Genomic DNA, 14,505 nt, shown 5'->3' with positions numbered 1-14,505 from the left:
TTTTATTGTAAAAGTCTAAACGCTTAAATATCTGGAATATGAAGAAATACGTTTGTATGTGCTAATAGTAATAAAGATATTAATACTATCAGTTCAGAAATACTTTATTTTTAAAATTACCAAGTACTGTCAGCTAGTTGATAACCATAGTTGTAGTATAGAGCGTAGACAAACCCTCTCAGCAGTTGAATTGGTTACACTAAAGGTTACACTAAACTAGACAGAATTTATAAAGTGTTCTACACTAAAGAAAACAGGAGAACAGATATGTCTAGAAAAATACGTCGCTACTTCACCGATGACTTTAAGCAACAAATTGTTGACCTCCACAATGCTGGAATGAAATGAAGTGAGCTTATCAAAGAATATGAGTTAACGCCCTCAACCTTCGATAAGTGGGTCAGACAAGCCAAACTAACGGGTTCCTTCAAGTCTGTTGATAATATGACAGATGAACAACGGGAACTGATTCAACTCAGAAAACGCAATAAAGAACTCGAAATGCAATTAGACACCCTAAAGCAAGCGGCAGTGATTATGGCACGAAAAGACAAGTAATCACTGCCAACAAGTATAAATACAGCATTTCAGCTATGTGTCGTTGGCTGAACATCCCGCGCTCAAGTTACTACTACCAAGCTGTAGATCCTGTGTCAGAGGCTGATCTCGAGGATAAAATCACCTATATTTTCCTTGAGAGCAAGTCCAGATATGGGGCTAGAAAAATCAAGAAATGCTTAGAAAAGGACGGCATCATACTCTCTCGCCGTCGGATTCGTCGCATCATGAAGCGCCTAAACTTGGTATCCGTTTATCAAAAAGCAGCCTTCAAACCGCATTCTAGAGGGAAGAATGAAGCTCCTATTCCAAACCGCCTAGACAGGCAATTCGACCAAGAAAGACCACTGGAAGCCCTGGTGACCGACTTGACTTACGTCCGTGTGGATAGGCGATGGGCTTATGTTTGTCTCACCATTGACTTCTTTAATCGTGAAATCATAGGATTGACCGTTGGCTGGCACAATACTGCGGAGCTCGTTAAACAAGCCATTCAAAGCATCCCTTATGCACTAACCAAGGCCAAGTTGTTCCATTCTGATCGTGGCAAGGAGTTTGACAATCAGCTGATTGATGAGATGCTTGAAGCTTTTGGAATCACTCGTTCCCTCAGTCAAGCTGGTTGTCCCTATGATAATGCCGTCGCTGAAAATACCTATCGTTCCTTCAAACTGGAGTTTATCAACCAAGAAACCTTTCAGTCGTTAAAAGAATTAGCCCTCAAAACGAAAGATTATGTCCATTGGTGGAACTATCATCGCATTCATGGTAGTCTTAACTACCAAACTCCCATGACCAAACGAATTATCGCTTAAAAAGCACTTTATAAAAATTGTTCAGAAAAGTGTTGCCTTTTCATTAACTTTTATAATAATATTCGAGCTAAATTTGACATTGAAGTTAATATGTAGCAGTAACTTTTCAAATTGTCATGTTAAGATAAAAGATGAAAGCTAGAATAGATAAGAATAACGAGGTCTAATATGCATAGACTAGTTGCTACTATTTTCTCCATGGCGGTCATATGTTCTGAAGAAGTTTTTTGTGGTAGAAGATGACTTGAAGACCTATTTTTTAGATATTTAATTCCTACTACAAGTGTAGTAATAAGAGCTATAAGTATAATTGTTATAACCAATAAATCACTTAATGTATCATTGCCTTTGATAGTACTGGTAATAGTAGCAAAAGTATTACTAGTGATATGTAATACTATAGAATATAAAAGTGAGTAGCGATAAGCAACGTACCCAAAAATAATTCCTCCAAGTCCTGCAGATATTCCCTGATATAAATCATGGTGTATTAGTCCGAAGTAGAAAGCTGAAAATAGAATAGCGAAGTGAATACCATATTTTTTTAGTTGTGTCATTAGTGTGCCACGATAAATAAGTTCTTCAATAATAGGACCAATGACACAAATATAAAGATATTGCAAAAGTAGTTTTTGATACCGTAAGTGTTGGCTTGGCAGATAAATTAAATACTTTGAATCCAGCTTCTAGAATAACACTAAAGATGTTAGTTGTCATTGAGATTGTTAATAGGGTAGCAAAAAATATCATTATTTTGGTAATAGGTATAGTTTGGGGGAGAACAGAAACATATCATCTTTAATATATCGATACATAACAATTTCTACAGGAATAAACGCTATAAGTACAGAAACTATAAGCCTTATTCCTGTATCTGATACTATATTTATAAGTAATCGGTTAGCTAATATATCAAATAATATAGTATTTAGACCGAGAGCTATGAATACAGTTGCATTTGGTGTTAATTTTCTGATTGATATAATTCCTCCATAAAAAAACAGTCATCGTTATACTAGTATATCGATACAACATGCGCAAGAAAACAAATCCTAGGACCTTATCACTTAAAACATCATATAATAGTGATTAATTTTAAGTAATAAAAGTAGAGGGGAGATATTAAGATTATCAATGCTTTTTATTTTTTTAGTTATTTTTTATTAGGGACATTAGTCTGTTATGGATTGTGATTAGGTTATTTAGTCATTGTTGAATTTTATGCTTTAAACATTTATAATATTTCTGAACTAAAGTTAGATCTAGGAGTGAAACTATTAGAGATTATGAATATTATTTTATTATAAAATATCTTTTGGATTTTAAAGGTAGTGATAGAATAAATTACAGAGTTTAACTTTTATTGGAGTTCAAAAATAGGTGAAATTTTTTGAGAATTAAAGAAGCCATGACTAAAATATCACGGCTTTTCATATAGATTATTGGTTATTTTTTGAACAATTTAAAAGTTAACTATTTTATTATTGTAATTTCGAGAAAGCTTCGTTAATTATAGATTTTAATTCTGTTGCTGAAGCTTGTAATTTTTGAAGTTCTGAATCATTTAATGGGATGTTAATAGGACGTACAACCCCATTAGCACCAATAACAGCAGGTTGTCCAATATAACAGTCGCTTACATCGGGGTATTGTCCTCCCTGATATACCGATATTGGAAGAATGGCGTTTTCATCATCTAGAATGGCTTTAGTGATACGAGCAAGAGCGACTGCAATTCCGTAGAAAGTTGCTCCTTTTTTGTCAATAATTGAATACGCAGCATCCCGAACATTTTCAAATATTTGAAAAACTTCTTCTGCGTCGAAATCGTTCACCTCTTGAAGGTAATATTCAAGGTTAACACCAGCAACATTAGCATGTGACCAAACTGCAAACTCTGAGTCACCATGTTCCCCCATAATATAAGCGTGTACAGAACGTGCATCTACCCCTATTTTTTCACCAAGTGCTTGACGGAAACGTGCGGTATCAAGTGAAGTTCCTGATCCAATGACACGTTCTTTTGGAAATCCTGAGAATTTCCAAGTAGAATATGTCAAAATATCAACGGGATTAGCAGCAACTAAAAAAATACCATTAAATCCAGAATTAATGATTTCTGTAACAATTGATTTATTAATTGCTAAGTTTTTATCCACTAAATCTAAACGTGTTTCACCTGGTTTTTGGGGAGCTCCAGCCGTAATAACAACAAGATCGGCATCAGAACAATCAGAATATTGAGCAGCATAAATTTTCTTAGGTGAAGTAAATGCTAAGGCATTACTAAGGTCTTCAGCATCCCCAACAGCTTTGTCGAATAATTGAGGAATTTCAATAATTCCCAGTTCTTGAGCGATTCCTTGATTAACAAGTGAAAAGGCATAGGCTGAGCCTACTGCACCATCACCAACAATAATTACTTTTTTATGTTGTTTTCTTGTAGTCATAACTAAAAACCTCTTTTCTTAATATTTTTGTATCTAGTTACTTTCACTTAATAGTGTAACACTTTGGTCTGGAATTGTATAATAATATATATTAATAAGTTAATTCTAAAAAGGAATATCGTAGCTACTTCCCAAACAGTGAGATTAGACTAATATGAGTTTATTACTATAATTTCAAAAATGGGAAATAGTCTATCTGTCTAATTGTTCAATATGATATATAAAAGAAACTAATTTATAACCTTTAAGTCGCAAGATTGAATTGTTAGAATAGCCTCATGACTCTTTTACGATGTCTCCAGATTGATTTATCAATCTGGAAATTTTTATGGAAAAATTCAAAAATATGCGTTTAAAAATAAAACTGCTATTTGTGATAAAAAAACGTTGATATACTTGACTTTTTTGGGGGTAAAATATAAACAGTAAAAATATTAATATTTTTACTGTTTATATTTATATTAAGGATATGATAATTATGAAGAAGTTATTTACTATATTATTTGTTTTATTATCAGTGCTATGTTTTTTAGGTGGGGAAAAGGGAGTATTAGCTGAATCTAATAGTTTAGAGACTTTTCGAGGTTATGTAAATAATGATGGTAAGAGTAGCGAAAGCCGATTAGGTATTAATAATATTTACATAGATGACAATAGTCAGACTATTGTAGGGTACTGTTTTAATATCAAACAGCCGTATCCTAGTATGTATGGAGATCGGTACATTAAATATACTAATGTAACTGCGGAGCAAATGAAAGAGAACAGTAGCAGTACATTGGAGGATGCGGTGTTATACGATTAGGTTATGAAAATTTTATATAACGGTTATCCAAATAATGGGAGTAGCATTCAACAAAAGTATCAGTTAACTGATGATCAGTTTAGAGGAATTACTCAGCTAGTTATTTGGAAATTCACAGATAGCTATACAGGGTATTCGTTTAGCTCTGACAATTTAGAAAATGCTTATAATGAATTAAGTAATGTTTCACAGTTAACTTATCCTTCAAATTTTAAATTAAATTTGTACCTAAGTACAAATCCTTATGTACAAAATTTTCTGGCAGCAGAAATGTTGCCAGAAAATCAAACTGAATACACAAGTGTATCTGTCAATAAAGTTTGGGATGATGTAAACAATCAAGATGGACAACGTTCAAGTGAAGTTACTGTTCAATTGTTAGCAAATGGAGTGGAAGTCTCTGATCAGCAATTAGTGCTAAGTGATGCCAATGGTTGGAATGGTACTTTTGAAAATCTTGATAAATATGACTCTGACAATGTTCTTATTGATTACACTGTAAAAGAAGTTACAGATTTATCTGGTTATCAATCTGTAGTTTCAGGAAGTGACAATAACTACACTATTACAAATACTCATGTTCCAGAGATAATTAATTTATCAGGAACAAAGACATGGGATGACAATAATAACCAAGATGGTATCCGTCCAGAATCAATTGTTGTTCATCTACTTGCAAATGGTGTAGATACTGGTCAAACTAAAGAAGTTTCACAAACTGATAACTGGACTTACCGATTTGAAAATTTACCGAAATATCAAAATGGTCAAGAAGTTGTTTATACTGTTTCAGAAGACAGTGTTGGTGGTTATGAAACTATTATTTCTGAATTTAACATTACAAACAGTCATACCCCAGACACGACAGAAGTGTTTGGAACAAAGACATGGAATGACAATGATGACCAAGATGGTAAACGTCCAGATTCGAGTACAGTTAACCTTTTAGCCAATGGAACTAAGGTAGCTTCACAAGAAGTAACAGCTGATACGAATTGGACATATACGTTTTTAAATCTTGCCAAATATGCAAATGGTAGTGCTATTACTTACGCAGTAACTGAAGATAGTGTTGACAATTACACGGCAACAATTAATGGATATGACATTACAAATAACTATACTCCAGGTAAAACAAGTTTGACAGTCACAAAAGTTTGGGATGATAGCGATGACCAAGATGGCTTTGTCCTAATTCTATTGATGTCCAATTATATGCTAATGGCAAAAAATCTGGTGATGTTGTGACGTTAACAGCAGCGAATAAGTGGACATATACATGGACAAATCTTGCTGAAAAAGCAAATAAAAAAGATATTGTTTACTCTGTCAAAAAAGTGACTGAAGTTGATGACTATACAACTACTGAAGGAAAAGTAGAGAACGGAAATGTAACCATTACGAATACGCATGTGCCAGTAATTCCAGAAGAATTAGAGGACCCTAAGACAACAGATGTGACATTTAGCAAAGTTGAAGTTAACGGTAGCGCCGAACTCCCAGGTGCATCGCTCAAAGTTGTTTCAGGTGAAACCGCAGACGGTCAAATCGCCACAGATGTAAAAACGGGTGAAAACTTAGCGTGGACTTCAGGTGATACAGCCAAAGTGTTCAGCTTGTCAGAGGGCGCCTACACTATGGTGGAAAGTCAAGCGCCAGCAGGTTATGACTTAGCAGAGTCAATCACTTTCCGTGTCACAGCAGACGGTCAAGTCGAGGTAAAAGGAACAGACGGTTCATGGACAGTCCAAGCCGATGCGATAATCAAAATGGAAGATGCTAAAACACCAGTAATTCCAGAAAAAAACAGTCAAATACCCCAACAGTTGATGATCCAACAACTCTGTCAAGTAATTCTGATAAACAATCAGAGAAGAAACAAGAAAAGAAATCACTCCTTCCGTCAACAGGAGATAGCAGCGGTCTAGGATCGATGATACTTGGTCTAGTACTTGTATTATCAGTTATCTTTGGTTTTGTTTATAAAGCAAAAAAAGCTAAAGCATAGTATTAGTTAGTAATTGAATCCAACCTTTTAAAAAAGAGAGCCAATTTGGTTCTCTTTTTGTATTTATCTTTGATATTTTACCGCTTTACTTGTACTTGGCTTTGGTCTCTCTTGTGGTCTGTGTTATAATAAAATCATGGAAATATTTGACACACATACGCATTTAAACGCCGATGATTTTGCTGGGCGTGAAGCAGAAGAATTGGCACTTGCTAAAGAAATGGGCGTCACTCGACACAATGTTGTTGGCTTTGACGCACCAACTATTAAACGTGCTATTGAGTTAGCTGAAAAATACCCTGAAATCTACGCCACAATCGGTTGGCACCCAACCGAAGCAGGTTCATATACTCAAGAAATTGAGGATATGATTGTTGCCAATCTATCACACCCCAAAGTGATTGGCCTTGGTGAGATTGGGCTAGATTATCATTGGATGGAAGACCCAAAGGACGTCCAAATTGAGGTTTTTAAACGTCAGATTCAGCTTTCAAAAGACCACAACCTCCCTTTTATTGTCCACACTCGTGATGCGCTTGAAGATACTTACGCTGTCATCAAAGAAGTAGGCGTTGAACCTCGCGGCGGGATTATTCATTCATTTTCAGGCTCTTTAGAAATGGCAAAGCGTTTTATCGAGCTTGGCATGATGATTTCATTTTCAGGGGTTGTTACCTTTAAAAAAGCACTTGATGTTCAAGAAGCTGCGCAGAAATTGCCGCTTGATAAGATTTTAGTTGAAACGGATGCGCCTTACCTTGCACCTGTTCCAAAACGTGGTCGTGAAAACCGCACCGCTTATACTCGCTATGTTGTAGATAAAATTGCAGAGCTCCGCGGTTTGACCAGTGAAGAAGTGGCAAAAGCGACATCAGATAATGCAAAGAGGTTGTTTAACTGTGACTGAAAAAATCAAAATTCAAGAAGTGCTTGTTGTTGAGGGGAAAGACGATACCGCAAATTTGCGCCGTTTTTATGATGTAGATACCTATGAAACCCGCGGGTCAGCTATCAATGATGACGACCTTGAACGTATCGAAAAATTAAATGACCTTCGTGGGGTCATTATCTTTACGGACCCAGATTATAACGGAGAACGCATTCGCAAGATCATCATGAATGCTATTCCAAACGTTAAACACGCTTTTTTAAATCGTGATGAAGCTGCGCCAAAATCAAAAAGTAAAGGTCGTTCACTCGGTGTTGAACACGCAAGTTTCGAAGATTTGCAAACAGCTCTTTCTGGCGTATTAGGAAATTTTGATGATGATAATCAATTCGACATCACAAGAGCTGACCTGATGCGTATGGAGCTTTTAATGGGAAATGATAGCCGCAAGCGCCGTGAATATTTGGGTGAAAAGCTCCGCATTGGCTACAGCAACGGTAAACAACTCCTTAAACGCTTAGAACTCTTTGGCATCACTCTGGCTGAAGTCGAAGAAGTGATGGAGAAATATACTGCGTGATAAATTGTGTATTTTACACTTAAGCCAGATGTGATACAATAGTCACTTGCATTGACAGAAACGAAAGGAATGACAAAACTTTATTCTGGGGATAACTTGTGGATAAGGTAATTAAATAAATTATGAGAATTGCTGATTACAGTGTGACGCGTGCTGTCCTTGAGCGTCATGGATTTACCTTTAAAAAATCATTTGGACAGAACTTTTTGACAGATACTAATATTCTACAAAAAATTGTGGATACTGCTGAGATTGATAAGAATGTCAATGTTATCGAAATTGGTCCTGGTATCGGTGCTTTGACAGAATTTTTGGCTGAAAATGCTGCCGAAGTCATGGCATTTGAAATCGACGATCGTTTGATTCCGATTTTGGCTGATACGCTCCGCGATTTTGATAATGTCAAAGTGATTAACGAAGATATCTTGAAATCAGACCTACAAAGCCGTATCAAAGAATTTGCTAACCCAGACCTTCCAATCAAGGTCGTAGCAAATCTGCCATATTACATCACAACACCAATCTTGATGCACTTGATTGAATCAAAAATCCCATTTGCAGAATTTGTCGTAATGATGCAAAAAGAAGTGGCAGACCGCATTTCAGCAGAGCCAAACACTAAAGCTTACGGTTCACTATCAATTGCTGTGCAATATTACATGACAGCCAAAGTTGCTTTCATCGTGCCACGTACAGTATTTGTGCCAGCACCAAATGTTGACTCAGCTATTTTGAAAATGACTCGCCGTGAAGAACCACTTGTTAAAGTCAAAGACGAAGACTTCTTCTTCCGCGTTGCGAAAATCAGTTTTGTTCACCGTCGTAAAACACTTTGGAACAATTTGACAAGTCACTTCGGAAAAGCAGAGGAAACAAAAGCCAAACTTGAAAAAGCACTTGAAATCGCAGAAATCAAGCCATCTATTCGAGGCGAAGCTCTTTCAATTGCAGACTTTGCAAAATTAGCTGACGCATTGAAAGAAGTCGGTTTATAAATCAAAAACCAGCTCATAGAGCTGGTTTTTTAGTTTAAATATGATTAATGAAATTCATTACCGTTGAAGCAATATCGTGCCATTGTTGCAATGTCATAAAGTGATAAATCAATGTGAAATACATTTTCTCCTAAACTCCCTTGTTAATAATTAACATTTCTATTATGCCATATAATCTTGTTTATAAACGCGAAAGTCATAAACGGTCAAAATTTAGTCGCGAATGGTAAAAAATTCAAAAAAACTTACCGTTTACGACGAAAAAACGACTGTTTGCGACTTGCTCCGTTTTAGTGATGAAAAAAGGGTATAATATAGCTGAGAAATGAAAAAGAAAATCAGAGCGACATCTAGCTTGGTAACAAGTGGATTTTTGGCCCTTCATTAAAACTAGAAAGAATGAGATATGCTTAAGACATTATTTTCAAAATACAAAATTACCATCACAGTTATTGGATTTGCTTTATTAATCATCGCTTATCCTGTCATTTTTGAACATGTCTATTCAACTGGGCGAGATTTTGGCCGAAGTCTAGTAAATACTTTAATGCCATAGGAGGAAATTTTTATGGGAAAATTAGTCAAGGAAGATTTGTTAAATGACGTTTATAATCTTGTTTTATCTGTTGATATCAAAGAAGAAGAGCGTCAAGTTTTGCTGAAGTTTAAAAATGCTGTCGAAAATGGCAAAGACTTTGACAAAGCTGTTGTGAGTCTTGCTTCTGATTTACGCCAGATTGGCATTGCAAATATTGCTAAAAAAGAAAAAATGTCTTCAAGTGTCAATGACTTTTACAAAAAAATCTCTAGTCATGGATTGTTTGAAGGAAATTTTGCGCGTGGATTAGCTGCAACTGGGGTTATTTTTCATTGAAATTGAGTAAGAAAAGGAGAATTTTAGATGGCAAAATTAAAATGGTTTTCAGGTGGAAAAGAAAGAAGAGAGGAAGCTATCCGAATTATTGAGGAGTTGCTTCTTGATTTACAAACAAATGATTCTGCTACAAGTGTGAAAAAGACATTGACACATTATCTTAATGAATTTAAAACAAACGGAACATCATTTCCTTTTCTTATGAATTGCATGAGTTTAGAATTAACGGATGCCGTTTTACAAAGCAATATTCACTTCACTCCTGAACAATCTGAAAAATTAAAAGAACTTAGAAAATTAATGGAGATTAGAATATTCTAGTTAACCTCGAATAATACAAATAAAAAAGGCTTCAGAGCCTTTTTATTTTTTATAAAAATAAGTATATCCAATATTCTTCCAACATGGTACAATTAAAAAAGTAACAATTTTTAAGATTAAAATCTTTAGATAGTAAATAATAAATGAGAATAGGGAGAAGTAAGTTAGCATTTTAGCTGAGTGTCTAGCCTTTTTAGCAAACTTGCTGAGTCTAATAATGTTTGGAATTCTATTTCAAGAAATTACCAAAAATAAATTGAGTGTGATATATGGTTATGTAAATTATCGTTTAAAACAGTCTGCTTGTATCACACATTTACACAAGTTGTTAGAATTTATGAAGAAGGAAGGTCAAAATGTTGGGTAATTTAACGCTATTTTTTGCTTTTATTGTTAATTTTATAAGTTTTGTTCTACTAGGATTATTATTTCAACAAATTATTAAATATAAATTATCTTTAAAAAGAATGGATTTTCTTTTTATTTGAGGTTGAAGTTTTATTACCGATAGTGAATGGTATTTTTCTAAGTACACTAAATTTAAATTCTTATCTGGTTAAAGAAGTTACTATTTATTTAGTTGTATTATATCTTATTATTTCTTATAAGCGTGATTCTAAAATAGAATTTAGATACCATTTCTTTTACGGCTTATATCCTATTGCATTCTATATTGTTCTGCATAATTCTTTCTTCATTATTTGTCAATCTATTTTTTCAGTAAAGATTACTCTTACAAATCCGTCATTGGTAGTCGTATTATTGGGAGCTGAACCATTTATTGTGTATTATCTGGTTTCACGATAGTTAAATATTGATATTTCAAATGTAAGTCAAAGTTTTAAAAAACACATCGAGCATCGAGCCAAAAATTTTTAATATTATTAATAGCTTGATGGTCTCTTATTTTTTATTCATGGATGCCGTTGCTATTGTAAAACCTTTTCATAATACTGTTAACGATGCAATAAGGGGAATTGTTGCTTTCATTTATCTCATCCTTCTTTTTGTCTTCCTCTTTTATCTTAATTTCCGTCATGGGCAAGAGCAGAAAAATGAATTGCTTCGTAACCAGGAAATGGAATTGGCGGCCTTGGAAAATTGTAGCAAGCACGTGGAGAGTTTGTATCAGGAGGTTCGCAGTTTCAGGCATGACTACGCTAATGTCCTGATGAGTTTAAAGGTTGGAATTGATCAAGGCAATCTTGATGACATCAAGAAAATTTACAACGAAATCACAGCCAATTCGACGAAGCTAGTCAAGAATAATAAATTTGACCTGACTCGCTTGGCTAACATCATAGACAGCGGCGTCAAAAGCTTCATGTCAGCTAAATTTTTGCAAGCTGAAAATCAAGGGATTGCAATTAGTCTAGAAGTCGCCGAAAAAATGGAAAATCCTAGCATGCCATTAATTTATTACATTCGAATTTTGTCGATTCTGTTTGATAATGCCATAGAAGCCGCTTTGGAGTCAGAAACTCCAGAAATCTCAGTCGCTAATTTTTACCAAGATGGTAACTTTGTTTTCATGATTGAGAATTCAACTAAGGAAAAATCAGTGGATTTAACTAAGATTTTTGAGCGTGGCTACTCAACTAAGGGAGAAAATCGTGGACTTGGTCTAGCCACACTAATGGATTTCCAAGATGACGACGAAAATCTGTCAGTTGAAATTCGCAGCTCAGATTACACATTTACACAAGTTGTCCGAATTTTTGATGCATAATTATTCCTAAAAAGCTAATTTTTATCCTCATTGGAGCATTGACAGATTAGATTTTTGCTCACTTTTGCTTTTTGGGTTAGTGGTAAATGGGTTTAGGAATCTTAATAGATTTATTGATCAATCACCCTGCTATTTCAGGTTAGTTGTTATTAGAGATTTTGGGGAAATAATAGCTAACATTATTGTCAAGTATTAGTTTAACTTTTAACATCTGTTTTTCAGAGAATACTTACAATACTTTTAAAATCATTTCTGGGGAAGATAAAGGTGATTTATGCGCTAGTATTAGTGTTTTTCTGGGAGAAAAATCCATCCATAAAAAGAACTACTTGATATTAAAAGGAAATAGTTTGATGAGATTGTAGAGAGCAAGATGAGCGGAGCACTAGTATCCTTCATCGATCGCACACCAATCCTTTCTACACATTGAGTCAGTTTAGACAATAAGATGTTTTTGATTGCAACTAATAGTTTTTTAGTCCCTGTCGATCGATAGGGATTTTTTATATGTTACAATAATAGATGATCAATGATGTTATTGTTTAAGGGAGAAAACAATGATTGATATCTATGTATTAGAAAATAATGTAAATCAGCAGTTTCGTATTGAGAAAATGATTGGAGATTTGCTGGAGACAAATCAGTGGGAAACTCGTCATTTTGATTTATTTAGTGAAACTGATTGTTTAATTAACCTAGTTGAGGAGCCTTTTCCTCAATTTTTTTCCTGGATATTGATATTCATGGAGATAATACCAAAGGAATTGAAGTGGCTAAGGCGATAAGGGAAAAATCACGAACAGCGACAATTGTTTTTGTGACGACTTACTCTGAATTCATGTTATTGACTTATCGAGCTCAAGTTAGTGCACTTAATTTTATTGATAAAACAGATAAAGATGATGCGATAAAAGATAATTTTAAAAAATGCTTGCAAAAGGTCTTTGAGGACCAAGGTTTTAACATTCCTAAGAAAATATTTGTTTTTGAAAATAACAAAACGAAAATCCGCATTCCCTTGCAAGATATCCTTTATTTTGAAACTGCGGAAAGTCATCGCCTGAAGTTGATTACAAAAACTGGGCAATGTCATTTTTATGGTTCAATCAAAGAAGTGATGCAAGCTAATCAGAAATTATTTAGATGTTAAATCATATCTGATTAACCTAAATAATATTGTTAGGTTAGATAAAAAAGAAGGTTTGGTTTATTTTGACGATGATAAAGCTTGTTATGTTTCTAGAAAATATATCAAAGACTTAAGGTCAAAAATGGAAAATCTGAAATAGAAAAAACGCCAGCTCGTTAGTTGGCATTTTGTGCTTTAAAAAGGAAAGGACGGGATTTGAACCCGCGTGTGAAAGGATTCCACTTGCCAGATTTCGAGTCTGGTGCCGTACCAAGCTGGGCCACCTTTCCAAACTTTAATAGTGATGTGAAGTGTGCTTAATCAAAAACACTAGCTAAGTCAGCATTTCTAAAAGACAATACCATTATACTCCTTTGAAGTAAAAAAGCCAATCAAGTGAAATCTTTTGACTTGATTACTGAATAAATGCCCATTTTTTGCTATAATAGGACTATCAATCAAAAAAAGGGAATACATTTGCAAGGTAGAATTATCAAGTCTCTAGCAGGTTTCTATTATGTAGAATCTGATGGAGTAGTTTATCAAACGCGTGCGCGTGGAAATTTTAGAAAAAAAGGTCAGACACCATACGTTGGTGATTTTGTTGATTTTTCAGCTGAAGACCATTCAGAAGGTTATATTTTAGCGATTCATGACAGAAAAAACAGTCTTGTTCGTCCACCAATTGTTAATATTGATCAAGCGGTGGTTATCATGTCTGCTAAAGAACCAGATTTCAATGCAAACTTATTAGACCGTTTCTTGGTTTTACTTGAGCACAAGGCTATTGAGCCAATTGTTTATATTTCAAAAATGGATTTATTGACAAGTCCTGATGAGATTGCAGTGATTCAAAAACAATACCAAGAAATTGGCTATCAATTTTGCACATTTTTAGACGAATTGCTTCCGCTCTTGACGGACAAAGTAACCGTCTTTATGGGACAGACAGGTGTTGGAAAATCAACATTGCTAAACAAGATTGCTCCTGATTTGAAACTAGAAACAGGTGAAATTTCAGATAGTCTTGGGCGTGGTCGACACACGACACGAGCTGTTAGTTTTTATAATGTCAACGGTGGTAAAATCGCTGACACGCCAGGATTTTCATCACTGGATTACGAAATAACTAATGCAGAAGACCTGAACAAAGCTTTTCCAGAGCTCCGTCGTTTAAGTCGTTTGTGTAAATTCCGTTCATGTACGCATACTCATGAACCATCGTGTGCGGTCAAAGACGCCGTTGAGTCTGGAGAACTTTGGCAGTCACGCTATGATAACTATCTTCAATTTCTCAGTGAAATTGAGAATCGTCGCGAAACATATAAGAAAGCTGTAAAAAGAAAGTAGGT

The 14,505-nt window shown here is 34.8% G+C and carries 13 protein-coding genes, 1 tRNA gene and 2 pseudogenes; 13 read left to right on the top strand and 3 right to left on the bottom strand.

Going from position 1 to position 14,505, the window contains the following annotated elements; genetic code table 11:
- Positions 1-267 precede the first annotated feature (267 nt).
- Positions 268-1,373: pseudogene (locus tag DQN23_RS08010) on the top strand (IS3 family transposase).
- A gap of 119 nt (positions 1,374-1,492) precedes the next feature.
- Here the strand turns inward: DQN23_RS08010 and DQN23_RS09460 are convergent.
- The gene (locus DQN23_RS09460; protein ID WP_233422878.1) at positions 1,493-1,996 is read right to left on the bottom strand and encodes a CPBP family intramembrane glutamic endopeptidase; all 504 of its coding nucleotides are present in this window, start codon (positions 1,994-1,996) and stop codon (positions 1,493-1,495) included.
- Positions 1,997-2,854: 858 nt separating this feature from the next.
- Positions 2,855-3,823, bottom strand: a complete 969-nt coding sequence (locus DQN23_RS08000) for an L-lactate dehydrogenase (RefSeq protein ID WP_111713006.1) — start codon at positions 3,821-3,823, stop codon at positions 2,855-2,857.
- 478 nt (positions 3,824-4,301) lie between these two features.
- On the opposite strand from DQN23_RS08000, the pseudogene DQN23_RS09715 reads away from it, so the two are divergent.
- The 11 genes and pseudogenes from DQN23_RS09715 to DQN23_RS09535 all read left to right on the top strand — a co-directional run bounded on the left by DQN23_RS09715 (position 4,302) and on the right by DQN23_RS09535 (position 13,313).
- A pseudogene (locus DQN23_RS09715) lies at positions 4,302-6,636 on the top strand (Cna B-type domain-containing protein).
- A 136-nt stretch (positions 6,637-6,772) separates the two neighbouring features.
- A complete protein-coding gene (locus tag DQN23_RS07990; RefSeq protein WP_003066600.1) occupies positions 6,773-7,543 on the top strand; it encodes a TatD family hydrolase in 771 nt (256 codons plus the stop codon).
- On the top strand, positions 7,536-8,105 hold the full coding sequence (gene rnmV, locus DQN23_RS07985; RefSeq protein ID WP_167394768.1) for a ribonuclease M5: 570 nt from the start codon (positions 7,536-7,538) through the stop codon (positions 8,103-8,105). Before DQN23_RS07990 ends, rnmV begins: the two co-directional genes overlap by 8 nt.
- A 122-nt stretch (positions 8,106-8,227) precedes the next feature.
- Positions 8,228-9,100, top strand: coding sequence for a 16S rRNA (adenine(1518)-N(6)/adenine(1519)-N(6))-dimethyltransferase RsmA (gene rsmA, locus DQN23_RS07980; protein WP_021143191.1), 873 nt, complete (start codon positions 8,228-8,230; stop codon positions 9,098-9,100).
- Positions 9,101-9,506: 406 nt separating this feature from the next.
- Positions 9,507-9,656 (top strand): hypothetical protein, encoded by a 150-nt coding sequence (locus tag DQN23_RS07975; protein WP_020917491.1) that lies wholly within the window; start codon positions 9,507-9,509, stop codon positions 9,654-9,656.
- 12 nt (positions 9,657-9,668) lie between these two features.
- The gene (locus DQN23_RS07970; RefSeq protein ID WP_020917490.1) at positions 9,669-9,974 is read left to right on the top strand and encodes a bacteriocin immunity protein; all 306 of its coding nucleotides are present in this window, start codon (positions 9,669-9,671) and stop codon (positions 9,972-9,974) included.
- 27 nt (positions 9,975-10,001) lie between these two features.
- Positions 10,002-10,295: a bacteriocin immunity protein gene (locus tag DQN23_RS07965; protein WP_020917489.1), complete on the top strand. Its 294-nt coding sequence runs from the start codon at positions 10,002-10,004 to the stop codon at positions 10,293-10,295.
- 895 nt (positions 10,296-11,190) lie between these two features.
- Positions 11,191-12,024 (top strand): sensor histidine kinase, encoded by an 834-nt coding sequence (locus DQN23_RS07960; RefSeq protein WP_111713004.1) that lies wholly within the window; start codon positions 11,191-11,193, stop codon positions 12,022-12,024.
- Positions 12,025-12,581: 557 nt separating this feature from the next.
- Positions 12,582-12,809 (top strand): hypothetical protein, encoded by a 228-nt coding sequence (locus tag DQN23_RS09435; RefSeq protein WP_233422877.1) that lies wholly within the window; start codon positions 12,582-12,584, stop codon positions 12,807-12,809.
- Positions 12,794-13,174, top strand: a complete 381-nt coding sequence (locus DQN23_RS09540; protein ID WP_267895290.1) for a LytR/AlgR family response regulator transcription factor — start codon at positions 12,794-12,796, stop codon at positions 13,172-13,174. The genes DQN23_RS09435 and DQN23_RS09540 overlap by 16 nt, the downstream gene beginning before the upstream one ends.
- The gene (locus DQN23_RS09535) at positions 13,152-13,313 is read left to right on the top strand and encodes a LytTR family transcriptional regulator DNA-binding domain-containing protein (RefSeq protein WP_313769791.1); all 162 of its coding nucleotides are present in this window, start codon (positions 13,152-13,154) and stop codon (positions 13,311-13,313) included. The genes DQN23_RS09540 and DQN23_RS09535 overlap by 23 nt, the downstream gene beginning before the upstream one ends.
- A 41-nt stretch (positions 13,314-13,354) precedes the next feature.
- Here DQN23_RS09535 and DQN23_RS07950 read toward each other — a convergent pair.
- Positions 13,355-13,443 (bottom strand) — tRNA-Ser (locus tag DQN23_RS07950).
- A gap of 187 nt (positions 13,444-13,630) precedes the next feature.
- On the opposite strand from DQN23_RS07950, the gene rsgA reads away from it, so the two are divergent.
- Positions 13,631-14,503 carry a ribosome small subunit-dependent GTPase A gene (rsgA, locus tag DQN23_RS07945; RefSeq protein ID WP_058832824.1) on the top strand — a complete coding sequence of 291 codons (873 nt, stop codon included), beginning with the start codon at positions 13,631-13,633 and terminating at the stop codon, positions 14,501-14,503.
- The last annotated feature ends 2 nt before the right edge of the window (positions 14,504-14,505 follow it).

The organism is Streptococcus lutetiensis (assembly GCF_900475675.1).
GTDB lineage: Bacteria > Bacillota > Bacilli > Lactobacillales > Streptococcaceae > Streptococcus > Streptococcus lutetiensis.
This window is presented reverse-complemented; position numbering and strand designations above follow the sequence as displayed.

Coding starts and splice junctions, on each gene's coding strand:
- DQN23_RS07965 (WP_020917489.1), top strand. CDS start 10,002: ATGGCAAAATTAAAATGGTTTTCAGGTGGAAAAGAAAGAAGAGAGGAA.
- rsmA (WP_021143191.1), top strand. CDS start 8,228: ATGAGAATTGCTGATTACAGTGTGACGCGTGCTGTCCTTGAGCGTCAT.
- DQN23_RS07975 (WP_020917491.1), top strand. CDS start 9,507: ATGCTTAAGACATTATTTTCAAAATACAAAATTACCATCACAGTTATT.
- DQN23_RS09435 (WP_233422877.1), top strand. CDS start 12,582: ATGATTGATATCTATGTATTAGAAAATAATGTAAATCAGCAGTTTCGT.
- DQN23_RS07960 (WP_111713004.1), top strand. CDS start 11,191: ATGGTCTCTTATTTTTTATTCATGGATGCCGTTGCTATTGTAAAACCT.
- DQN23_RS08000 (WP_111713006.1), bottom strand. CDS start 3,823: ATGACTACAAGAAAACAACATAAAAAAGTAATTATTGTTGGTGATGGT.
- DQN23_RS07990 (WP_003066600.1), top strand. CDS start 6,773: ATGGAAATATTTGACACACATACGCATTTAAACGCCGATGATTTTGCT.
- DQN23_RS07970 (WP_020917490.1), top strand. CDS start 9,669: ATGGGAAAATTAGTCAAGGAAGATTTGTTAAATGACGTTTATAATCTT.